This is a genomic window from Tahibacter amnicola, assembly GCF_025398735.1.
GTDB lineage: Bacteria > Pseudomonadota > Gammaproteobacteria > Xanthomonadales > Rhodanobacteraceae > Tahibacter > Tahibacter amnicola.
The window spans coordinates 5,156,711-5,181,690 of sequence record NZ_CP104694.1; the positions used below are offsets into that span (position 1 = coordinate 5,156,711).

Annotated in this window: 8 protein-coding genes; 4 read left to right on the plus strand and 4 right to left on the minus strand. The window is 63.3% G+C overall.

All coding sequences use genetic code 11. The features are described 5' to 3' along the window. Positions 1-112: 112 nt before the first annotated feature. The gene (locus N4264_RS20245) at positions 113-721 is read right to left on the minus strand and encodes an OmpW/AlkL family protein (protein WP_425508354.1); all 609 of its coding nucleotides are present in this window, start codon (positions 719-721) and stop codon (positions 113-115) included. A gap of 527 nt (positions 722-1,248) precedes the next feature. Then, positions 1,249-1,596: a hypothetical protein gene (locus N4264_RS20250; RefSeq protein ID WP_261694041.1), complete on the minus strand. Its 348-nt coding sequence runs from the start codon at positions 1,594-1,596 to the stop codon at positions 1,249-1,251. Between the two features lie 673 nt (positions 1,597-2,269). On the opposite strand from N4264_RS20250, the gene N4264_RS20255 reads away from it, so the two are divergent. The 4 genes from N4264_RS20255 (at position 2,270) to N4264_RS20270 (ending at position 5,699) form a co-directional block, all read left to right on the plus strand. Further along, entirely contained in the window at positions 2,270-2,740 is a 471-nt protein-coding gene (locus N4264_RS20255) for a hypothetical protein (protein ID WP_261694042.1), read from the plus strand. A gap of 922 nt (positions 2,741-3,662) precedes the next feature. Continuing rightward, positions 3,663-4,748 (plus strand): hypothetical protein, encoded by a 1,086-nt coding sequence (locus tag N4264_RS20260; protein ID WP_261694043.1) that lies wholly within the window; start codon positions 3,663-3,665, stop codon positions 4,746-4,748. Then, positions 4,708-5,373, plus strand: a complete 666-nt coding sequence (locus N4264_RS20265; RefSeq protein WP_261694044.1) for a hypothetical protein — start codon at positions 4,708-4,710, stop codon at positions 5,371-5,373. The genes N4264_RS20260 and N4264_RS20265 overlap by 41 nt, the downstream gene beginning before the upstream one ends. Positions 5,374-5,384: 11 nt before the next feature. Beyond that, the gene (locus N4264_RS20270) at positions 5,385-5,699 is read left to right on the plus strand and encodes a hypothetical protein (protein ID WP_261694045.1); all 315 of its coding nucleotides are present in this window, start codon (positions 5,385-5,387) and stop codon (positions 5,697-5,699) included. 916 nt (positions 5,700-6,615) lie between these two features. On the opposite strand, the gene N4264_RS20275 is transcribed toward N4264_RS20270, so the two are convergent. Both N4264_RS20275 and N4264_RS25700 read right to left on the minus strand, forming a co-directional pair. Then, entirely contained in the window at positions 6,616-17,385 is a 10,770-nt protein-coding gene (locus N4264_RS20275) for an RHS repeat-associated core domain-containing protein (protein WP_261694046.1), read from the minus strand. Beyond that, entirely contained in the window at positions 17,382-24,413 is a 7,032-nt protein-coding gene (locus N4264_RS25700) for a CARDB domain-containing protein (protein ID WP_343232010.1), read from the minus strand. The genes N4264_RS20275 and N4264_RS25700 overlap by 4 nt, the downstream gene beginning before the upstream one ends. Positions 24,414-24,980: the final 567 nt, after the last annotated feature.

The window sequence follows — 24,980 nt, forward strand, 5'->3', positions numbered from 1 at the left end:
AGGGACTCGGGACATCCACGAATCCGGGGATTCGGGACATCCACGAATCGGAATCGTCCGACCAATCGCCACCCAGGGGCGGAACGCGCCTTCGCGGTTCCGCCCCTGGGCCTCAGAACGCGCGTCCCACTGCGACACCAAACACCAAGGGATCGATGCTTACCGTACCAACGTCGGCCCCGTTTACCCGGGCGTCACTGTCGATGTCGATCCAGCGCGCATCAACGCTGATGCGCCAGGCGTCATCCAGTTTGAAGTCAATGCCCACATGCGCTGCCGCGCCAATGGAGTTATCGAGTGACAGCCGCGCGCCACTGAGTGCACCCGTCGTGCGCTCGCCGAAGATGTAGGTGTAGTTAAGGCCAACGCCCACAAAGGGTGAAACCCGGCCTTCCGCGTTGAAGTGGTATTGGATACCGACCACGGGCGGCAGATGCTTGACCGTCGCTGCCTTGACGCCATTGAGCTTCACCTCGTGCTTGAAAGGCAGAGCCGCCAGGACTTCGACGCTCCAGTTCGGTGTCCAGAAATATTCCCCCGTTACGGTCGGCCGGACGTTCGCACCGATATCGACGCCAAGCGTTCCACCGGCAAGCCGGCCGTTGCCGGACGTCGGATCGACGCTGTGCGCGCCGATCTTGAACAGCCAGTTCTCGGCGCGCGCATCCAGTGTCGCACCGCCAGCCAAGACACCAAGCAAGAGAGGAATGATGGATTGGATCTTCACAGTAGGGTCTTCCTGTTGAATGGACTGCCCTATCGTGTGGCCTGTAAGCCGGCCCCGATTTGATTTTAATCAACAAGCCAGTGGACGCGGGGATTCCGCACACCTGTCAATCGGCTGTTTCCTGGAATGCAACCGATAGGACGGCGAAAAGTGGGTGTCCAGAACCTTTCAGGTGTCCAGAACCTTGCGCGGGAAACGGAAAATCCGCGCGCATCCCGGGCCAGGAAGGAAGCCAGGGATGCACGCGGAAAGAAGCTGCGCAGGTCAGGTGAAAATCCATTGCCGTGGCCACGGCGCTGGGCCGGTCAAACCGGTCGTCGCGACGCCCCGATGAAGATCACCACACTCGTCAGCGTGGCGAAGCTCCATTGCCCTATCGCGAGAGGGCAGCCCCCCGAGGCGTACACGATCGGCCATTTCCATGGCAGGCAAACGTCACCGGAAACACCGTCATTGGCCGCTCCGGAACGGCCAACGGCGTTTCCTGTGCTGTTTGCGCACCACGGTGGACTGCAAGCAGACTACGCTTCGATGCTGCCGGCGTTGCGACGTCCCGCGGCATAGTCGGCATGACTCTCCAACACTGATACCGCATCGGCGAAATCCGCGAAGTGCGCCACCAGCTTGCCGAAGTCATGGACGACGTCCGACTCGGTCGACTCATCACGGTTCGCGAGAAGGCGAAGCACGTGGGCGAGCGTCCGTAAGCTGGCCAGGGCGCCATCGCGGCAGTAGCGTGACGCGGCGATCAGTCGCGGAAGGTCGGGCTTCTCGCCATAGGGCGATGCCAGGAGATCGTGGATGCTGTAAGCGGGAGGCGATTCATCAGACGACGCATCGTCGTCACGCAAAACGGACTTCTTCGTCATTGCGGCCTCCGAAAAGCGAGGCTCGGAAGCGACCACCTGCATCTGCGCGAAGCAAGACGCAGGTGGCGGGTACAACTCGACGGCAAACGTTCGCGAAGCGCGAACGGGCGTTCCATGCGGAGAGACATTGCGTGTCCTCGACGAGTGTGGAGTAACCCGTCACCGGACCCGAAACGGTGACGGACGACGCATGGTTGGCATACCGGTCTACAGGCCGGCCAGCCTTACGGCTGCCATGCGCCGCCCGCCATTGAAACCGGAATGGTATCAACAGGGCGCCCAGCCGACGACTGGGCGCAAAAAAGCGCCAACATCGTCGGATGGGCGCTTGGGGGTGGCGCCTGTAGAGCCAGGATGCCAATCCTGGGCTGCCGATTTGGCGGCAGCGGGGCAATTCTTGCGAATGCAGTGCAGCGACGTCAATCCATGTGGACGCAGAAAATCCGGTCGGTGAAGTACGGACTACGTGGTGAGCGGTCTTCTCGCATCGCCTGGGCGCCACGCGTTTCAACGCTGATCGCACACGCCACCGCATCGTCACCAACGACGAATCCGCCGTCTAGAACAATTTGTCCCCAATCTCACTTTTTCCCGCGAAGACACCCGACGCCGACATCGCCACACTCCCGCCCCCGAGGGAACTCGGGATCTATTTCCACATGGAGTTGTTGCAGTGAGCCAGAACCTGCTGTCGTTGAATTTCACCCCCGAACAGCTTTCCGCCATCGACACCGCCCTCAGCACGCTGGAAACAGCGCTCGCCGACCTGGTTTCGCTGGACGGCGACGAACGCAAGACCCTCGCGCGCATGGGCGCCAAGTCCGAATCGTTCTGCCGCCAGACGTTGATGGTGTTCGAACAGAACCCGCAGATCGCCCCACCCAGCCTCAACGTGCCCGAAGCCCGCGCCGACCTCCTCGCCTTCGACGCCCTGCGCCCCCGCGTCGCCCGCCTGCAACGCCTCACCGAACGCGGCGAAGACTCCCTCGCCGCCCTCGGCAGCGACGTCATGAGCTGGGCCCTCGAGGGCTACGCCCAGCTGAAGGTATCCGGCAAGAACAAAGGTCTGGAAGGCCTGCGATCAGAGCTCTCGGCGCGCTTCCGCAAGTCGGCCCGCGCGGTCACCGAGGCGGATCCCGCCTGATCTGAAGCCGTGAACGCCGCTCGAAGCGGCAATCGATTCGGAAAATCCGGCGCCGATGCCGCTCAAGGGGACTCCGTAGCCCCATAGGGCGGCGCCGGTGCCGGTCCGACGGGCAGCCGTGCCGGTCAAAGCGGCAGCACATGCCGGCAAATGTGGCGGCGTTGCCGCTTGAACCGGGGACGATGCCGCGAAAAGCGACGGTGGCCGCGCTTCTAGCGCCACAGTGTGGCGCGGAAAGCGGGAGTGGCGGCGGTTGATGTGGGGTGGGTGCGGCTGCACGCGGCACTTGCGGGCGCTGCTCAGGTCCCCGCCTGTGAAAGCGGCTCCCACTAGGAAATTTCCGAAGAGTGGTTGGCCCGGAATACTCAGTTGGCCCGGAATACTCATCTCACAAGTCTACGAGACGATGATGGAATCCGGAACGTATCGGGAATTCGATGGGCACCTGGTCCTGTCGGTTGCGGGGCGGCAAGGGCGAACCGATGGAGCGCTCTGGGTGTGTAGTCAACTGCATCTTGCATACCCGCTTCAGGTAAGTGCTTGATTCCGGTGGTGGAAAAACCTCCGGAAATGCGGCGGTGTGGTTTTTTCCAGCGAGTTATCACAGACTGAAAGCCCAGCAACGGCGCGGGAAACTGGGAACTTCGGCCCCGGAAATTGCCACATTTTGTATACCGGAATGGGTATTTTCCGGAGCGAAAAAGTGTACGATTCAGCGATCCCAGGATAGCCAGTTGGGGCCCGGGTTCAGGGGATTTGGACGACCGGAGAAAACCTCCGGAATCCCCGGAAAAAACCCTCGCGCGCGAAGAGAAGGGGTAAACCCTCCTCTCTTGGAGAGAGAGGGGTTTTCCCTTCGTTCTCTGGCGGGCACCCATTGAGAGAGCGACCGATTGCAGCGGTCAACTCAGGACCTAGCGAAATGAGTATCCAAGATCTTCCCGAGGAACTCCGCACGAAAGACATCTTCCACCACATAGACATGGGGTTCGTGAATAGGCGGCTGTGTATGACCGCGCTCGGAAGGGAGGGCAGAGAGTATTACGCGGAGCATGCGTCGCCGGGTGATGATCACTTTTCAAGACTGCACAATGATCATTTGCTTGTGACGATGCTGGAAGATCATTGCGAGTACTACAGCGCACCTACTCTACTGGAGGCGCTGGAGAGTGGCGGGGCACGGACGGTATTTCGAAGCACGGAGAAACTCACTGCGTGCCCGGAAATCTACGATGCAATGCACGTCGAACACGCTGTCGAGTTGCCGCTCGATTACGGTATGCCTGTCGTAATTTCGTACCATACGAACCACGTGGTAAGCGACACCGGGAGAATGACGCTGGCAGAGGGGAGTCGGAAGAATTACGTGCAATCGATCATTGGATTGCTACATAAGGAACCGGACCGCTATCGCATCGAGCCAATGGTGATTGGCGCTCCATGGTTAGATCACCCGCGCAATGGGGAAGACAATGGCGCGCTGATGTTTTTCGGGCGCGATCATGGGGAAGTTCTTCCGGAAGACATTGAGCAGTTCTCTGCACTGAAAGACGTAGCTGTCGCTGGCGTCGATGAGTGGCAGGAAGTGATGTCAAGAATGCCGGAGAAGGCTGTTAAAGAAGCAATCGCTTCTTTGCTACTTGAACCATCAAAAAAGGACTGGGGTGGTGAGTCAGACGATCACTTCTCTGGAAATGTCGTTGTCGGCAAACGTCGGCGAACGGCCGCTTTTCTGCTGAAAGGGCCGACCAATTTTCGTGAGATGACGCTGGAGATGATGGGCAAACGGGCCGATCAGCTTGTTCGGTTGACCAAGACTGATGCGGAAATCTATGTCGTCCAGCACTCGCATCTGATCGGTGATGCGGTTCGAACGACTCTTCGCGCGCTGTCCATCCAGCCCGGTGGAACTAAGAAAAAGTACTGCCTAATTGATGGGCTCGCCACATATCGCCTTCTGAAGGCGTATGGAAAACTCGACGTTTTCGCAGATGTCGCCGGAATCTGAATTACTGAATTACGACTTTGGACGTCAAATGCCAAGCTCGCTGGACGAAATGATTGCATCCCTCGACAAGGGCTGGGCTACGTTGATCGCGGCTAGCCTCGCCGCTCTCGTGTCGATAGTGACCCTCATAGTTACGGCAGTTGTTGCACGATCCCAAGCGCGGCTCAACGCGCGCCTGACGGACGCGACAAACGTTAGCAAGGAGGCTCGCGAGTACAAGCTGAAGCAGCTGACCAGTTTCTACGATCCGGTTTACACGCTTCTTGCTGCGAACAAGCAGATTTTTGAGAGACTTGGACCGAAATCGTCAGCCCGCCTCGATCAGCAGTTCAACGACGAGGAAACCGCCGAGGTCTGGCAAAAGCTCTCAGTTGAAGTTGTCGTTCCGAACAACAGTAGGATTTGTGAAATAATTCACACAAGCCTTCACTACTTGGCTGATGCGGGAGATGAAGACCTCTATCTAGGGTTCCTGACGCACGCTCATGCATACAAAGTGTTCAAGCAAGGAGCCTATGAGGCTTATCGCTTGTTTCAATTCCCCGCCGGATTCTTCGAAGCAGTCGAGCGAGGTCGGGCCAATCTGCGCGACAGCTTGGCAGCAAGCTACCGGCAGTCGCTGTAGAGGAGGCAGCAATGGCATTGTTCGATTCACTGCTTAACTACAAGACGCGGGGGCGCATCAGGTCCTTCGACATGCATGCCAAAAAGAAGGCCACGATCTACTTAGTGAACTCAAGGTCCTTCGTTGTATTTATGTCAGACGACTACATCATTGGTGAAGCGGAGATTCATGAGGCGGCTGCTGATCCAAAGGCCGACGTAGTTGTATACAACACTTGGGATACGATGGGCGAGGGAGCACGCAAGGAAGCAAAACGGCTTGGAATTGACGTCTGTACGTTTGGTGGATTCGGTCGCCGCCTAGATGAAATCAACGCCGCAACCTGAGGCTGTATTTGGATGGCTTGAGAGGCATCTGAGCGCTGAATTTAGTCTCCGCATCTACGTGTATGGATCGTTCTTGCGCGAACCTGAAGTTGCGGCTGACGTAGACGTGTTGGTGATATATCCGCGCGGAAGAACATCAGAAGCCGCATCCTGTCGCAGCGCGCTTGAGCGGGCCTTCAGCTACTCATTCGATCTTCGCCTACATGCAATTTTTCTCTCCGAAGAGGAGTGCGAAGAGGATGCAGGGTTCATTGTCGCGCTGCTCAAGTACGCAAGGTGTTTGCGCTGAGTGCGTGAGTCTACGATCGAGTAGCTGCCACTGCCCGAGTCTAACCTTTGCTTGCTAGCATAAGTGTGCCCCGGTTTCCCGGACGCTTGTAAGCGCTCCACCACCCCCACCTATCTCTGTCACCCAACTCCGTGATCAGATCACTTGGCGTAACGCGCCACGGTAGTAACTTGACACCCGCATTTTCGGGGCTCTCCGACTAAGGGGCGTCGTCCAACCACCAGACTTCGTCATTCGGATATTTGGAAGTTGTATGCATCCACTCCCCGTCATTAGGAGTTTGGCATGCGTGACACAACACCGGCGCTGCCCCACCTGAGGCTCGGAATGAGTCAAACGCAGCAGTGTGGCATTGAGGACAGCTCGGTAGCAACGACAAAAACTTCATCGTCGATTCCCTATACCACTCCTTGTAGTCACCGTCGCGCTCAGCGTCGTACGCCTGCATCAATACCGGCGACCGTCTAGAATCAAACCAAACCAACGCATCACATTTACCACAGCGCGCGCCCGCAGTATCGGAGTGCAACGCCGGGAAGTACGTAAGATTGTGGGCTCGACAGTTCCTGCAACGAAATTCGTATCGTTCAACACGCGCTACTGCAAGAGGAACCCTTTTGTAATGGCTCATCGCTGGGAGTCCGGCACGTCGAATATCGGAGTCATTTCAAAATCCTGATGCTTACCGTCAAAGATGACGATGTTGGCGCTTCCGGGCGCTTGCACACTCGGGTAGCGAATTGCGGAGTACCCGTCACTAAGCGCCCTGTTACCCACAGACTGAGGATAGCCATACTCCTTGTAGTCCGGACCAGTCGCGTGGCGCCCGATTTCCTTCATATCCACGCCGTAGGCTTTGGCAATATCCGGATTTGTGAGATCAAGAACGTTACCTCCTTCCAATCGCCCTGCGAACAAGTTCTTGCCTTGAGTGTTTTGGCGCACTTCGCCAAACGCAGCACTTGCATGCCCCGCAAAGTACGCATCCCCGCCTGTCGAGCGCGCAGCTGGGTTCGAAAACCTGTACTTGTTCCTTGGATTGCTAGCCATGAGCGGGTAGTGTGGATCATAGAACCGGTACACAGTCGTATCTACCGTTTGGCCAAGAGTTGATGCTGATCGCCCAGCACTCAGGTCATCGCCGCGGAAATCATTTTCCGCGTTCATCGCCAAGCGCTGCTCCCACGTCGGCGGCTCAACCTTTCGCAATGGCACTCCTACCGGAGCACCCGAACCACCTTCCGCAACTCGTAGCGCACTTGTCGACCCACGCACGCCGGCGACAGCGCTTGCAGCCACTCCCGCAGCCTCGGCGACAATCCCCGCCAGTTCCGTACCTGCCTCACCTTCTCCGACGTAGTCGCCGTTATCGCCGGCAATTACCGTCTTCGCTGCGCTTTCGCCGATGCGCGTTCCCAGCCCCTTGAAGTACCACTTCGCAACGCCAGGCACACCACCGTCCAGCATGGCGTGACGAACTTCGTCATTCATCGCTTCCAGCTGCTGCCAGCGCGCTGCCATGCGCGCCTGCGCGGACGGATCATCAGAGCCGTAATCCGACAACACGCTCCGCACGCTACGTATTGGTGCAGTGAGGCCTAATGCAACACCAGTAGTGCGGCCTGCAGTCTTGTCGGTATTCGCCAGCTTACGAAGCACACGCTCGCGTTCTTCGTCGCTTTCGGCATTGGCGTACGACATGCGCCAACTGCAACCCGGACAACGCCCCGTCGGATCCGTGTACACCGTCGGATTCGCATAGGCATACAAATACCGATGCAACGACGGCGGCTCCATATCCTTACCCGCTTCAGGATCCTCCGTGGTGAACCGCGCTGTCGCCGGATCCATGTACCGCGCCTTGGCGTAGTACAACCCTGACTCGCTGTCTTTGACGTATCCGGTAAAGCCGACCGGCTGCTCGTCCGTACTGATCAACTCCGCCCGCGCACCCTCGCGATTGGGCGTCGTCACCTGCCCGTTCGTGCCTTGTTGGCCTCGGATTTCACCGAAGGCATCCCACGACGTCCGCGCACTGACCGCCCCTTCCTTCGTGAGCAGCGCAATCGGACTCTTCAAGGCATCCAGCAGGTAATACCGCAGCGTCTCCTGCGCCCCCACCGTGGTTTCGCCCAGCAACTGCTCCGCACTGTAGTGATACCGCCGCGTCGGATTGCCGATCGCGTTGGTTTCGGTCAGCAGGCTCTGCTGGTCGTAGTGGTAGCGCGTGGTCTGGGTGCCGTTGCTCTTCTCCTGGCGCAGGCCCTGGCTGTCGTAGCGGAAGCTCAGGTCAGGTGAACCCGTCTGCTCCAGGACGACCATCCGGTCGCGCGCGTCGTAGTGGTACGAGCGCGCGATAGTTCCGCTGCCCTGCCATTTCAGGTTGCCGTTGTCGTCGTAGTTCTGGGTGACGGCGATGCCCGCTGTCGGGTCGGTGCGGCTGGTGAGCTGGTCGCGGTCGTCGAAGACATTGGTGGAGTCACTGATGATCGCGTTGTTGACCTTCACCACTTCCTTGACCCGGTTGCCGACTTCGTCGAGCTCGTAGGTCGTCAGGCGCGGTGTGGTGCCCTGCTCTTCGATCTCCTTGAGGCGGTCGGCATCGTCGTAGCGGTAGATCGTGACTTCGTCGGCCATCGTCAGGTGGCCGTTCGATTCCTTCTGCTCGATGCGGTTGCCGTTGAAGTCGTAGCGGTAGCCGTATCGGGCGATCGCGGCGTTGGCCTTGCTGTGCGTGACCGATTCGATACGGCCGGCCGGGTCGTACTTCGTGACGCTGGTACTGCCGTCCGGGCGCGTGACCGTGTCGAGCAGGCCGCTCAGGGTATGCGACTGGCCGGTCGTTCCCTGGCCGGGGATCGCGATCGCCGTGTTGCGGTTGAGCTCGTCGAAGGTCCAGACCGTTGCCTGGCCTTCGTGGTCGATCAGGTGCGTGCGGTTGCCGACGGCGTCGTAGCGGTACTCGTGGTGGCGGCCGTTGGTGTCGACGTATTCGAGTCGGTCAAACGGGTCGTACTTGCGCGTTTCCGTCGTGGTCGTCGTGCCGGTCGTTTCGGTGATAGTCCGCGGATTGCCGTTGCCGTCGTAGGTGTAGGCCGTCTTGCTCACCTCGCCGGCCGGTGCGTCGACGTACTGCGTTTCCACCAGGCGATTGAGCGCATCGGGCACGTGGATCATCGTGCGCTGGTTCGGCGTGATCGTCTGCGTCTTGTTGTTGTCGCCGTCGTACTTCCACGTCCACGCGGCGTTGTCCGGGTAGATCTTTCCCGTCAGCCGGTTGCGGGCGTCGTAGGCGAAGGTCGTCGTGTGGGTGCGGGCGTCGATGATCTTCGTGCGGTTGTCCGACGCGTCGTACTTGAACGTCGTCGTCGCACGGTTCGGGTCGATGACGTACTGCAGGCGTCCCGCATCGTCGTAGCGGTACTCCCAGGTGTACGCCTCGCCCTTGGGACGCTGCATCGTGCGGCGATGTCCCATGCCGTCGTAGGTGTAGCGCGTGGTTTCTCCCGCCAGCGTCACCGTCTCCAGGAACCGGCGCTTCGTGTACGTCGAGGTCGTGGTGCGGTAGTCCGCGTCCGTGACCGTCTCCACGTCGTTCATCGGCGTGTAGGTCCACGAACGCCTGGCGCCCAGCGGACGCTGCTCGCTGGTACGACGATTGGCCTTGTCGTAGATCGACGTCGTCAACCGGTTGAGCGCGTCACGGTGCTCTTCGACATTGCCTTCCTCGTCGAGCAGCAGCGTTTCGAGAATCCGGTTGTCGCGTGCACGGCCCACCACGCGATTCTCGCGGTCGTAGCGCGTCACACTCAGGATCCCGCGGCGATCCTGGTGGGTCAGGACATTGCCTTCCGTGTCGTGGGTCCAGATCTGGGTCAGGCGCTCACCGGTGGGCAACGGTGGATCGTGCTGCTCGTAGCGCTGGTTCAGGGCGTTGACGAAGTAGTCCGTTGTCTGGCCGCGGGCGTTGGTCTCGTGGATCACGTTGCCGACCGCGTCGTACGCCGTCGATGTTTCGGCCACAACGCCATCCACCGCCGGATACCGCGTGCCGACGCGCCGGCCCACCGTGTCGTAGGTGTGGGTCGTGACGTACGAACGCGGGTCCGTATCGGTGGCGACCTCATCGCCCAGCGTGTACGTGTACTGGCGGATTCGGGCGAGCCCGTCGGCCGTCGGCAAGGTCTGTTTCTCCAGCCGGTTCAGGTCGTCATAGCTGTTGATCGTGGTGCGGCCATCCGCATCCTGCTGCGTCCACACCATGCCGTCCGCGTAGTAGGTGTACGTCTCCAGGACGCCCTGTGCATCGCGCGCCTCCTTCAGGCGGCCACGCGCGTCGTACTCGCGGACGATCTCCCGCCCGTTGGCCCATTTCTCCGACGTACGCAGGCCGCCCAGGTCGTAGCCGTAGCTCGTCTTCTGGCCGGCTTCCGGGCCGATCGTGTCCGTCAGGTTGTTGCGGGCGTCGTAGACATAGGTCGTGACGTGGCCACGCGCGTCGATGCGCGAGGTGACGTTGGTGCCATCGTCGTAGCCCAGGAAGCGATGGCCCCCTTCCGCATCGATGGTCTGTGTCAGGCGGCCGCCGTCGTCGTAGATCCACTCGCGCTTCTGCGCACCGGAACCACCGATGTTGTTGCGCGTCTCCGTGCGCTTGCGATCGGCACCGTCGTAGGTATACGTCGTGACCTTGCCCAGCGGCTCTGTCACCGATTCCAGGCGATCCCGCGCATCGAAGATGCGCACCGTCTGGCGCTGCAGCGCGTCTACGCTCCGTTCGGCATTGCCATTGCCATCGAACCGGGTGACCGTCTCCAGCCACTGCACGCCGCCGGGGGTCTGCAGCGCGCGACGCACATGCGTGCGGGCGTAGTTGGCATCCTCGTACTTGTACTCCGTGGTGCGCGGTTCCTCGCCCGGCGCCGACACCGTTTCCTGCGTGACATGACCGAGTGCGTCATGTTCGTAGTGGGTGTGGCGACCTTCCGGTTCGTTCTTGTCGGTGAGACGGTTGACCGCGTCGTAGAGGTAATGCGTCTCATGACCGGCGTAGTCCGTCGACAGCGTCATATTGCCGTTGTCGTCGTATTCGAAGCGCCGCTCGCCATCGATCACGCGTTCGAACAGCACCCGGCCGAAGGCGTCTTCGTCGTAGATCGTCAGGTAGTTGCGCGTGTTCTTCACGCGACGCTGGCGTTGCGCATCCAGATAGGTCGTCGACTCGGTGGCCACGCCAGCGGTAATCGCGGGATAGGTCGTCACCAGGACGCGATCGCGCGCGTCGTAGGTCCACGACGTGGCGTGGCCATTGCCGTCGACTTCCTTCACCTTGCGCCCGCGAACGTCGAACGTGGTTTCGGCCGTGTTGCCGTTCGGATCGCGCACCGTGCGCGGAAAGCCGTTGTCGTCGTAGGTCAGGTGCCACACCTTGCCGTTGCCATCGATGCGGCGCTCCGGTTCGCGCCCCGCACCGTAGACTTCGGTCTCGGTGATACCTCCACGCTCGACCGTCAGACGCACACCGCGGTTGGAGTAGGTGTAGCTCGTCACCAGGGCACGCGCGTCCACGTAGTCTCTGACGCGGTCTTTGACGGTGCCGCCAAATTGCTCCGGCGGCCAGTAGCGCCATTCGCGGACCAGCGTGCCGTTGGCGTGGCTGATGGTTTCCTTGGTCTTGTTGCCGAAATCGTCGTAGCGGTATTCCGTCGTCGTCTGCAACGCATCGGTGACGATCGCCGGCTGGCGATGCTCCATGTTCCACTCGGTCTGCGTCGTACCGGCCGCATCGACGACGCGCTCCGCGGCGCCACGCACGTTCATGAAGTACTGCGTTTCCGCATTGCGCGGATCGGTCACGGTGGTCTTGACGGCTTCCAGGCCGCGCACACCCTCGTACTTGAACCCGGTGACCTTGGTGTTGTCGTCAATCTTGATGACACGCTGGGCCGGGAGGTACTGGATCTGCGTGCCCGTAGCGCCAGCGAAGACGCCGGACCAACCCATCTCGTAGAAGTATTTGCGCTCCGTGACCGCGATCTCATCTCTCACGCCGGTCAATCGCTGGCCGAAGACGTAATAGCCGGCCTGGCCCGATGGTGTCGAGATCAGCGTTCCGCCGAAATCCTGGTAGTCGTAGCCGGTGACCCGGCGCCCCTTTCCGGTGCCGTCCTGGAGCACCACGCGCTTGAGGTTGGCGAGGTCGTCGTACTCGTAGGAAGCGCGCAGTCCGTCCGGGCCGGTTGCGCTCGATACCACGGTATACAGATCAACAATGGTGATGCCCGCGAACTGGCGGTCGACACGCTTGACGGCGTAGTTGAGGAAGATACTGCGCTGGCCGTCGGTGATGCGGCGAACACGAGGCTGCCCTTGGTTCATCTCCCACTCGAAACTGACGGAATATCCCTTGGCGTCGGTGATTTTCGTCAGGCGCGGACCGCGCGTATCGGCCTGGTCGTAGCGGTAGTGCGTGCCATCCTTCGACCAGAAATCATAGGCATCGCCGGAGCCCTTCAGGGTGCCGTGATAGCCGTGCAGCGCGCGATAGGTGTCATTGCCCATCGGCGCAAAACGCTGGCCCTGGCCGCCCTGCCCCAGCACGATGCGTTCGCCGCATTCGCTGGTGATGACCTGGCCTTCCATCTCCACGTTCCAGCCGCGGCCGAAGAAGCCCGGCTTGTTGCCGCTGTGGCTGGCGTAGGTGCGAACCAGCGACGGCCCGACACCGGGGCTGCGCAGCACGATATCCGCTTCCGTGACGACCGCCTCGCCCGAGTGCACATCCACGCCCTTCACGAAAGAATGAGCCAGCGGCAGCGGTTCGTGCGTGTTGGCGCGATTGCTGGCAATGCCGTGGTAGGTCTCGACATCGCCACCGGCGGTCTCGGCGCGCAGCGTGTAGCGGAAATCCCCGAGCGAAAGACGCGCGGGATCGATCAGGACATCGTGCAGGCCTTCGTCCAGCGTGACGTCCTGCAACGCCTGCCAGGCGACTTGCCCACTCGCGTTGCCGGCACCGTCGAGCTGTTCGAACGACAGCGACACCTTGGCCGGCTGGGAGAGCACGTAGCCGAAGCGCACGCCGATCACGCAGGCCGTTCCGGTCGACACTTCCAGGTCCTGGTTCATGTCCAGGGTTTTGGGGAAGCGGTTCTGCAGCAGGGCAATGATCGCGAAGGGATCGGACGCCGCCGTGCTTGCCGCCTTCGGCGCAGCGGGCGTGGTGTTCACCTCGCCGGAGATCATGCCGTAGCCGGCGACGATAGTGCGACCGAACCGGATCGTGGTTTCCGCGGACTGCATCCGGAACGGCGTGCCGTCGTTGAGCACGGTACGGACGGAGTAGCGATGGTTGGGTTCAAAGATCCGGCCACGTGGCGTGCGATAGCCGAACAGCCGACCACCGATCGGCGCACCGGCAGCCGAAAGGGGCTCGCCGTCCTTGAGCAGCTCGATGCGGATGGGCGAGGCGTAGTAACCGTCCGGCAGGAAGTTGGCGGTGAAGGTGAGCGGTGCATCGCTGGCATTGAACGGCGTCAGCGCGATGGGATTCGGATTGACCTGCGGTGCGGCCGGATCGACCGACCAGCCGTGGACGATTTCGCCATTGGGGCCGGTGGCACGGCCGCGCGCGGGAAGCTCAAGGGCTTCCTCACCGTTGGAGAACGTCACATCGCCATAGATCGGCCCAGGCTGCGGACCGGCGCGCAGATCGAACAGGTAGGTACCAGGGCCGACTGCGTGGAAGTTTTCACCGCTGCCATTGGTCAGGTTGAAGCGGACGGTGGCATTGACCAGCGGCTTCCAGGTCGTCACGCCGTTTTCGATGCGGCGACGGAACAGGTCGGTGCGTACCGGAACGGGAATGAGCTCGCCCGGTCGCGCGGCATCGAGAATCGTCGACGTATCGCCCAGCAGGAAGCTGTAACCGTTGAACGGCAGGTAGTTCCAGGCAACGGCCACAGTGCCACCGTCACTGCAACCGAACGCGTCGTCGGCGGTGGCCAGCGAGAGCGAATTGCTTGCGCCCGCCGCCGCCAGGGCGACGTTCACCCGTGCGCCCAGCACGTTCGGCGGAACCACATTGAATGCGGCACCCCCCGGACGCGACAGCATCGTGATCGCGGGCAAGGTGCAGGCATTGCCTGTCAGCGTCAGCACACCGGGTGGGCATACTTCCGGCGTCTCGCTGGCGAACAGCGTGGCGTCGATCTTCTGGCCGTCTTCCGTCAGGCAGTAGTTGGTGAACGTCGTGGTCGCGCTGATCGACAGCGGCACATTGGAGATCGGATTGTCGAAACGGTCGACAACACGGGCGCGGAAGTTCAGATACCCGAGGCTCGGCGCAAGGCGACGCGTGGTCGAACCGTCATACTTCACCGCAGCGGGGGCGGCTGGATTGCTGTACGCACGGTAGGGTTCACCCGACACGAGCGTACCGACGTGCGCGGCCGCCGAGACCTCGACTTCGTTGTAGCCCTGCCACTGGGGAAAGGCCATGGCCGGTTCCTGCTTATAGCGCCCGATGTCGCTGATGCGCTCGCCCACCTTCAACTTGACGGCGACGCGACCAGCGACATCGGTACGGGCCACGATCATTGCCACATCGGTCGCATCGGCGTTGGTGAGCTTGCCGCCACCGGAAGTGACGCGGAACGTGACCGCGGCATTCTTGACCGGCCGGCCATCGATATCGAGCACCAGGGCGGTCAGGTCACGCGCGAGCGGCTGCCCCGCCTCGGCCTCCTGGGACTGCGCCGCTGACGAAATCGACAGTACGGCACCAGCGTTGTGGTTCAGATTGGGGCCACCACTATAGGGATTGCCCAGCAGGTAGGCCAGGTCTTCGACAAACCACAACTCGGGCGGCAGTGCCGTCGCGCCACCGGCCAGGCCACCGGAGATGAAATAGCCCGCTTCGCCCGTCGACAGGCTGCGAACGCGCCAGACACTGCCCGTCCATGCCTTGTAGGTGACGGGCTGGCGCGGCACGTCGACCACGTAGCCGCGCGACAGCCAGGCCTGGATCGCGGCGATGACGGCCGGCGGGTGATTGAGCATCGCCGTACCGGTGGCCGCGGTCACCGTTTCGACGGTCTGGCCGGCCGCGCGGGCGAGCACAAGGCCCTTGTCCGCGGAGATGCTGTCGACATGCCACATGTCCTCGAACTGGTGATGTTCGAGCCACGAGCCGTGCAACGCCGACAACGCCATCCAGTCGGATTCCGCCGTCGCCGAATTGATGTGCGCGAAGGGCTCGACCGGATGCAGCGCGGCATCGAGCGCGACGCCGCGCCACTCCATGCGATCGACGATACCTGCCACACGATCGACGCGGTATTGGCTGATCAACAACGCCGCCGTTGGAAACGGCCGTACAACGCCCACGCCGATGAGGCGTGCCAGGTCGTTGTCGGCCTTCGTCCACGTCGACAGATATTCCTTGCCGGCACTTCCCAGGATGCGTGCAGCGGGGAATTCGCTGTCACCCGCAACAAAGGCGTTGGTGGCCTCAAAGTCGTAGTTCTCGCGTCCGACGTTCAGGGCAAGGCTGGCCAGCCCTCCCGCCGTCAGCACCTGCGACATCTCCGTTGTACCCGCAGGCCCGGATACGGTGATGTCGATGCGGTGGGACTGGCCCACATCCAGCGCGCCGCTGCCCAGCGCACGGCTGCTTCCCTGGATCATCAGTGCCGGACGCACCTGGTAGAGCGCCGGCGGCGTTGACGCCATGCCACCGTAGCTGTCGGTAATGCGGCCGTCGTCGATGCTCGCCGGCTGGTAGGTGATCGAGACGCGACGGTGAACCAGGTCGGCAACCGGCTGCGTCGTATCCAGCACGATGGGGGAATCCGCCGTCTCGCCCGCGCGCAGCACGATGCGGACACGCTGCCGCAACGCATCAGGTAGCGTCGCGAATTCGCCGGTTGCGGCGACCGTCAGCGCGGGCAAGCTGGCTGGCAGCAGCTCCAGCGGCGGCGCATCCACCGCCTGCTGCGCCAGCTGTTCGTCGTAGACACGTGGCGGCGTCTGCACCGCGAGGAAATCCGATACCTGCTGTCGCAGCGTGTCGAAGGGCGAACGCGTCCGCGACTGCTGCAGATAGGCATCCATGAAACCGCGTACATCAATCTGCGCTGCTGCCAGCGCCATTCTGGCGCGTGTGAAACGGGTCGGCTTGAGTGCCGGCGCCAGGGGAATCCATGTCTTTCCTGACATGTCGACCGTCGTACCGCGATAGGCCGAATACGGCACATAGGCCGATACGTAGACCTGCTCGATGCGGTAGCCGGTGATGCGCGCGTTGTAGACGGGCGAATTGGCGATGCCGGCCGCTGTCAGCGCCTGCCCGACCTTGTCTTCACGCACCCCGAGGGACGCGGCGAGGTCTTCGACGGGCCATTCCAGCACACCCTTCACGTAGCGCGCCGGCGCGCTGCTGGCACGCAGCAGTGCAATCAGCAGGCTGGCCTGGTCGACGTCGTTGCCGGCGCCACTGGTGAGCGTTCCGACGGCCCCCTTGCGCGCACCGGCATACCACTCGGTGCGGATCTGGCCGCGCACGAAGTCGTGGATGCGGGTGTAGTCGTAGTCCAGGGATGCCGCTTTCGCCAGGATTTCCTTGCCCAGTGGCGTATCGCTGGTCGATGCCAGGTCGTCTGCTGTCGGCGTGATTTCCTCGTCGGCGTTGGCGTAGCTGGGGCGGATGACGGGCGTCAGCGCGGGTTCGCGCGGCGCCAGTCGCGGCCGGTGCGTCGGCAGCTGCGCGCCGTAGATCGGCGCGTCGCGGTGATCGGATGCCAGCAGTGCTTCGACTTCGGCGAACACGGCGTCCGGCAGGGCGCGCGACGCGGACAACTGCGTCGACAGCGTCGCTACGGCCTGGTCGAGCCGCTGGACGTAGGCATGGATGGCTGCGCTGCGTTCGCGCAACCGCTCCGTGGCGACCGCCGGCAACCGGCGTGACGACACGTCGTGCGCCAGCGCGTCCATGCGGGCCTGCACGAGCAGGCCCGTTGCTCTTACCTGCCCGATGGCATCGCCGAGGGATGCATGGCGCTTGCCGGCCTCGTTCGGCGAACCGCCGCGACGTGCAGCGTCGATGCGCTGGCGAAGCTGCGACAGCGCCGACGCATATTCGCCCACGGCCGTGCGTTCGGCGGTGTCCGGTCGATCACCGCCTGGCGTTGCCTGCGCTTTCGCCTGGGCGATCAGGGCGCGGGCATCCTCGCCATTGAGCAAGGCACGAACGATGGGAGACTCTGCCGCATCGACGGCCGGTTCGTCGGTTTGAGCCAGGGCGACGACGGATAGCGACAATGCCGCCGCGATGAAGGCCCGGCGCCACGTGTGCGCCAGCCGGAGACGCGTCGATTTCAACACGGTGCGCGCGATCATGGCCGGGCTCCCGTCTGGACGACCGGCCCGACGGCAAGGCCGTGGTTTTGCGCGGCGATCATGTGCAGCAACTCACCCTCGTAACGGATTTTCGGCATCGCATGCGGTGTTGATCCCGGTTCGATCCACGGTTCAAAGTTGTCGCAGAAGATCCGGTCGAACTCGAAGTCGCTCCAGAACAACCGGTCCGGCGGCCAACCGCAGGTGGTGACGATGGACGTCGGCCCCTTGACCAGGCTCACCCACTGCTGGATGCCGTCCGCATCGCGCAGCAGGGCGAAGATTTCCACTTCGTAGCGTCCCGGCGTGGCGGTGGGTGTCGCGTAGTTGCTCCGCCGCGGCACTTCGCCATTGGGTGGGAAGTCCAGGTGGAAGCTGTCTGTCGCGACGGGCTGGTCGGTCCCTTCGGGAATCAGTGCGACGCGAATCGGAATCTGCACCAGCGCATCGGGCCCCAGGTTGCGTACGATGTAGTCGACCACCAGCGCGTGAGGACGCATCGTCGTCGGCGGCAAGGTCACGAACCAGGCCGACAGCTGCTGCCCCATCGAAGGCACGTAGATCACCGATACCGACACTTCCGGACCAGTGTTCTGCGCCCGGTCGGTCGCCTGGGCACGAATCACGTTGGCACCCGACTGCAGCGGCACGGCGCCGACGCGGAACGCGCCGTCACTGCCGGCCGTGACCTCGGCCTGGAAGTCCGCGACGCGTATACGCACCGTCGCGAGCGGTTCGGTCGATCCCACCACTTCCGTGGACGCGGTCGTCAGCAGGGCATTGGGCAACGGCTGCGTGATCGTGACCGTGGGTGCGTCGCGATCGATCGTGAACGTGGCACTGTAGTCGGCTTCGTTCCCGGCGGCGTCCACGGCGTGGACGCGCAGCGTGTAGCTGCCGCTGCTGGTAATGGCCGTTGCCGACACGTAGGGCTGGTCGTTCAGCGTGATGGTCGTCGAACCCGGGTGCGGATCTTCCACGGTGACCAGCGCCGTGACAGGCTGGTTGACGAGATCGCCGTCGCGTACGCCGGTCACACGGATCGTCGGCGGTACCGAATCCACGACAAAGGTGACCGGCTGCGATTCTGCCGTGTTGTCTGCGGCGTCTTTCGCACGGAGCCGCAGCACGTGCTCGCCATCGGCGAGGCTGAGCGGCACGCTCTGGAACAGGTCACTTCCGCCCGGCGTCATTGCGATGGCGCCGGTGCCTTCCAGGATGGCTTCGACGGTCACGGGCGTGCTGTGCGCGTCGGAGGCTTGCCCGCGCAGTGTCACCGGCGGCCGTGTCACCGCGCCGCTGGCGGGAGCTGTCACGGTCACAAGAGGCGCCGTGAGGTCGACCAGCGAGACCGGCTGCGTATCCAGCACAGACCATTCGCCGTTGCGCTTCGCCTCGAAGATCAGGCTGAGGCCGCCGATGGGCCACGCCGCGGTTTCGACACTGAGCGCCTCGCTGAGCGCCGACCCGATGGCGATATCGCGAACGAACGCCTGCTCGGCAAGCAACGTGGCGCCCGACAGTACGCGAATGCGCAGTTCCTGCGCGGACAACGCCGACGTACCGGTGTTTTGTACGCGCCAGGTCACGCCCAGGGCAGCACCATGAGCCACCGACGCCGCGGAGGGCTGCAAGGTGCCGGTCAAGCCGGGACCACTGGCGTTCTCGTAGCGCACCGTCACGGTCGACGGCCCGCCGAGGTTTCCAGCCGCATCGCGCGCCGTGGCGACGACGGCGTTGCTACCTTCCACCAGCGGCACGTTGGCGAAAAGTGCCTGGCCATCGGCCGCAGCAACCGCGGATGCCGTGAAGGTGCCCACCTGCAGCGCGACCATCGCGCCACTTTCGGACGCGATGCGCACATCCACCGCGCTCATGGAAAGCGTGGCGCCGTTCTGCGGCTGCAGGATGGAAACCGGCGGTGCCGTGCGGTCGATCGCGAAATGCACGCTGCGCTGGCTGCTGTTCACTGCCCTGTCTTTCGCGAGCACCGAGAGGATGTGCGCGCCCTCGCCGTCCACCGGCGTGCCGGAGACGTAGGGCGAACCATCCAGGCGGATATCGGACGATTCGAGATGGGTATCTGTCACGATGACAGACGGTGACACGGCGTGGTTGACGAGATCGCCCTCAGCGATGCCGTTGACCTGGATCTGTGGCGGGTGCGCATCGACCGTGAACAAGGTTCCCGCAGAATAGCGATCGTTGCCCCAGGTATCGCGGGCCATCAGCACAAGGCGGTGCGTGCCGTCGGACAGGTCGGTCACGGTCTGCACGTAATCGCCCGACGCACCCGCGCTGAGCGGCAGCCACGGACCATCGTCCATCGAATACGCCGTCATCTCGATGCCCGAATGCTCATCGACGATCCGGGCTCTGATCGTGACGTTCGCGGGATTGAGGCTGTTCGGAAGCGGCTGTGCCACGGTAATGGATGGCGGCATTGCGTCAACGACCGCGAAGCCTTGTCGTGCCAGCACGCGCCATTGCCCGGCGGGATCACCCGACAGCCGCGCTTCCAGCACCATCAGGTGCTGGGTCAGGTTCAACGGCGTGGCCGACAGGGAAACCATGCCCCATTGCGTCGCGCCGACGCCCAGGTCCATGGTCACGGCGTGCTCGACGACGGCAGGCTGGTCCAGTGTCTCGTACACACGGACGCGGGCCTGCGTCGCGTTGGCCGCTGCCATGCCGCGGTTGCCGACCATGAAGGTCAGCGCGGCATCCTGGCCGATCGCAACGGTAGCTGTTGGCGTCATCCGCAGTTGCCCGACCAGCAGCGCAGCCGCGGTCGGTACGCTCAGCGTCACGCTGCTTTCGGTGCTCTGCCGATAACCGGGAGCCTCCAGCACCAGGCGAATGGCGTAGATGCCTGCAGGCTGGCCCTGCGTGTTCCAGCCCTCATCGATGCGCAGGGAATAGCCCGGCAATACCGTACCCAGCGGACGCGGACTGGCCCACACCTCGACACCATCCGGCGCTTGCACGGACAGTCGCAAGGTGGCACCGCTCAGCGGCGCATTGCCGTCACTGAAGGTGACATCGCCGCTGATACGGGCCGTCTGTCCTACCGTGAGGTTGGGCTCGTCGGCGCTCACTGCCATCTGCAGGTGACGCACCGCTTCAATCGAAAACGCGGCGGTGCGCTCGGCAACGAGACGGCCGTCGGATGCGTACAGCCGCGCGCGGATGCGGTAGTCACCGGCAAACACGCCGGTCGCATTCCAGTTCACAGCGGACACCCAGCGTGCGCCCGCACCGAGTGCGTTGAGCGGGGAATCACCGAGACTGGCAACGCTGTCTCCGTTCGCGGCGATGATGTCGGTGCGCGCATAGCCGTCGAACCGACCAGAGACATTGATCACCGTGACCTCGCCCGTGACGGCCGCGTTGGGGGCAAACACCGTGCGGGATGCAGTGACCGCCAGCAGCGGCGCGCCGTCGGTCGACGATGCAATCTGATTTTCAGCAACGTTGTTGGCCTCGTCGCTTTCCGTAACCACGCGCTCGCTGTCGGCAGTCACTCGAACACGATAGAGCCCGTTCTGGTCGAGACTGCCCAGATTCGTGCTGACGGACTGTCGATTACCGGCAGCAATGGCCGGCACGGGCACAGTGAGTGTCCTGACGGCCGGTGCGCCGTCCGGCGCGAACAGGGCCACCTGCAGCGTGCTGGCGGGCGCATCACTGACACCCCCATTGCGGACAGACACGATGACCGTGGCGTTCTCGCCCGGGCGCACCGCTGACGGCACGAAGACGATATCAGGGGCCGCTACACTCAAATCAGCGAAGCTTCCTGCCGTGCGCACAATCGCGACAGGCGCGGAGGGTGCGCTGGCATTGCCCGACGCATCAGTTGCGGTAAGGGTCACGGTGTTGGTGCCGACCACCAGCGCCACACCCGGCAGACAGAACTGACCAGGTGGCGTAACGACCAGCACGTCGTTGCGATCGCGCAGCAGCAACCGGCCTGCTGCGCTCCAGCCAAGCATCTGGATGCCTCCGGCAAATTCGGAGGAAGCCACCTGCTGACGCGTCAACGACGCCCATCGCAGGCCATCCGGTCCGACGAGGGCAACGGTTGCACCATCCGGCGACATCGCCAGCGTCCCCTCCCAGGTCGGGAAGGCGGTAACGAGCGAATCAGCGCCGCTCTCCGCCACGTGGTGGCGAAGTGCCGTGGTCGTGTCGGAATCGTGGTGCGCATAGACGAAGGCGCGCCCGTCAGGCAGCCACGCGGCGCCTCCCATGCCTTGAGCCGGCACCAGACGTGCCACGCGGGCAAGGCCCACATTCACCAGCACCAACGCGCCATCGGTGCGCGCCATGAGCGCAAATCGCGCGTCCGCCGAGAATAGCGGCGCCGATGGCGATAGCTCGTCCGGATTGACGCCCTCAACCAGGCGCGGTTGGCCTGTCGCACCGAGGTAAAGCCATGCACCGTGACGATTCGCACCGAAGGTCGAGGTGTTGGTACCCAGTGCCAGTCGCACGCCTTCGTCGGCGCTGACGGCGAACGCGGTGACGCCAGTCATCTCGGGCATCAACAGTGAGGGTGCCTTGCCGGGCTCTTCCCGCATCAGCTGCTGGCTGGACGGATCGATGTAGTACAGCACGCGTGAACGCTCGTTCCAGCGCAGGTGCTGACCTGCGCCAGCGCCGACGTCCGCTTGCCCCGTGTCGACATTCAACAGCAGCGTTCGGCTTGCGTCGGCAAGGGCGAGCGTTACACCGTCGGGGGCAACGGCAGCCTCTGCGCCAAAGGTGATGTCAGTCAGACGCCTCACGCTCATGGACGCCGCAGCCGTTGTGGTCAGCGGTGAGGCACCGCCCGGCACACGCTGGATGGTGCTGCCGGCTTCCGCCATGCCACACGCGGTGACGGAAGCGTCCGGCAGGGTCGCCGGATGGTGTGGGGTTGCGGGCCATGTGAGCAGCGGCGCATCAGGCGCCTGGCGGTCGCGCGGAACACCGCTGACCGGCGCGCTCTGCCCACTGGCATTGCCCGCAGCGTCCAGCGCTTCCAGGGTGTAGAAGTAGGTCACGCCATTCGTGAGCCCGTTATCCAGGTAGTGGGTCGAGGTGACTTCGCCCACCTGCACGAAGGGACCACCCACATTCAGCGACCGGCGCACGCGGTAGCGCACCGATGGCGCGCCCTCGCCCGGTTGCCAGCTGACGTGCAGTGACGCGCCCGCCGCCGGCGCGGACACGGTGACGTTCGTCGGCACACCGGGGCCGATGCCTTCTACCGTCAGTGTGACGGTGTTGGACGGCAGGCTGGCGTTGTCGAATGCGTCGTAGGCGATCACCTGGTAGGCGTGCGATCCGAGCCGCAGTCCGCCATCGAAGTGGCGCCGTTCCGATGCGGCGTCGATATCGGCAATGGGCTGACCATTGCGGAGCAGAACGTATCGCGCAGTATCCGGCGACGGGCTCGCCGTCCAGGTCAGTGTCGCGGTGGTCCCGGTGAGACTACCCGCCAGTACGACCGGCTCGGGTGCAACGGCGTCACCGACGTCCACCGAAGCCGGGGCCGAATGCGGGCTTTCAAAGCCGTAGTCGTTCACCGCGGTAGCGGTCAATTCGTAGTGACCATCAATCAACGTATCGACAAACGGGCTGTGCGCGATCAGCGGACGCTCCGACACGGCAATGTCAGCCAGCTCAAATGTCTGCGTGCCGAAACGCGCGGCTCCGTGGATCTGAATGCGTAGCGCATCTGTCCGGTAAGGCTGGTCCAGTGAGATCAATCCGACGGGTTCCGTACCGCGGGATCTTGCCACAGGTACCCACATGCCCCCTTCGACGACACGCGCGAACACGTCGACGTTACCCGCCCCCGTAGCGTCGCTTAGCCAGTCCAGCGACAGCGCGGTCACCAGGTGCGGCGCGGACCACGTCAGCTCGATCGCAGGATCGTCAAATTGCGGTGTCGACGCGAACTCCTGTACGACACGCCATGCTGTGGCTGTATCGCCATCGACGGCCGCCGCAGCGTCGTCGCCCGCCGGCGAATCCACGCTATCGGGCGCGGCGAGCGTCTGATCCGGCGGCAGCGGCTGGCCGCGACGGAACAGGCGATAGCCAAGGATGTTGGGCTCGACATTGGGATTCCAGCTCGTCGTGACGCTGTGACCCGCTACGGTCGCGGCAAGACCCGTCGGCGCCGACGGCGCGGTGACCTTGTCCACGCGCACGGTGAACGGGCGGCTGCGATGGCCCTCGGCGTCCGTCACCGTAAACGTCCATCTCACCGGGCCGGCAACCAGCGGCTGCGCAGCGAGTGTTATGGCACGGTCAGACGTCGTTGCAAACGCCGGCAGATCGATGCTGCCACCGGCATCCTGTCGCGTGACAGCAACACTTCCCGGTCGACCGCTGACGCCCGCCAGATCCGTGGTCGTCGCCACCGTCGGCGTATAGGGCTGCTCGATATGCAGGCTGAACACCGCCGCAGAGGCGTTGTTCGACGGCGCGGATTCATTGTCCGCACCATCGACCGCAACAACGCGATACAGGTATACGCGATCATCCAGACCGCTTTGCGTCATGCGCACATCCGTGACCGGCGAGACGGTGACGCGCTGCCAGCCGTCATCCAGGCGATACACGTGATAGCCCACGACATCGGCAGCGGGCGATGCCTGCCATTGCAGATTGACCGTGCCGCCATCAGCCCGTGCGGTGAGCGCGAGCGGTGCTTCCGGTGGCGTGCGATCGACGTAGCGCACCGTGACGACGGGAGGTGCTGGATCAACCGCACCGGCGGTATCACGCGCAACCGCGCGCAGCTGGTAGGTGGCGAAGGCCATCGCGCCGGGCGTCCAGGTGGTGCGGTACGGCGTTTCAGTCAGCGTGCTGCCGAATTCATTCCATGCCGCTTCGCCCTGCTTTCGCCAATAGAAGCGGACTTCGGATATGTCGCGATCGGTGCTGGTCGCCAGCACACGGATGGAGTGCTCAAATTCGGTATCCGCGACGGGCTCTTCGATCACCAGGTCCGGCGGACCATCGTTACCCATGTCCAGCTCGGCGGGCGCCGACGGTGCGGAGATATTGCCGGCCTTGTCGATGGCGAGCACGACATACGCGTGCTGGCCGTCACCGAGATCCCGATCCAGGAATGCAGCCGTCGGGATCGCAACCGCACGCAAATCCGCAGGAACGGCCCCGTCGACGGTGACGAGGTCGCCGTCCCGATAAAGCAGGTAGCCCAGCAGGTCCGGTTCGTTGTTGGGCGCCCAGCACACGCGTGCATCGCTGCCGCTGCCGGCAAGGCTGGCGCAGACAGCGCCGCCAGTGGAGGCACGCACAGCGACCAGATCACGCGGCGGAGCGGGTGGCTCGTTGTCCACCACGACGACCTGCTCGGTACTGGCTTCATTGCCGCTATCGTCGTCGGCCTTCAACCGCAGGCGCACGCGGGTTTCCAGCGGGAATACGGTTGTATCCCACTCCGCGAGAACGCCTGCCTGGATCGGCGTCGTGGCGCTGCGCAAGGTGACGGCAGCCGATGGCGGGTCGATCGGCTCGGCCGTCAGCTGGTAGGCATGGAAGTCGCCTGTGCTGTAGGCCGTGCCGGCGACTCT

Excerpts from the sequence above, each read along its gene's own strand:
- N4264_RS20250 (WP_261694041.1), bottom strand. The coding sequence starts at position 1,596 with ATGACGAAGAAGTCCGTTTTGCGTGACGACGATGCGTCGTCTGATGAA.
- N4264_RS20260 (WP_261694043.1), top strand. The coding sequence starts at position 3,663 with ATGAGTATCCAAGATCTTCCCGAGGAACTCCGCACGAAAGACATCTTC.
- N4264_RS20265 (WP_261694044.1), top strand. The coding sequence starts at position 4,708 with ATGGAAAACTCGACGTTTTCGCAGATGTCGCCGGAATCTGAATTACTG.
- N4264_RS20270 (WP_261694045.1), top strand. The coding sequence starts at position 5,385 with ATGGCATTGTTCGATTCACTGCTTAACTACAAGACGCGGGGGCGCATC.
- N4264_RS20275 (WP_261694046.1), bottom strand. The coding sequence starts at position 17,385 with ATGATCGCGCGCACCGTGTTGAAATCGACGCGTCTCCGGCTGGCGCAC.
- N4264_RS25700 (WP_343232010.1), bottom strand. The coding sequence starts at position 24,413 with ATGGGTAACGATGGTCCGCCGGACCTGGTGATCGAAGAGCCCGTCGCG.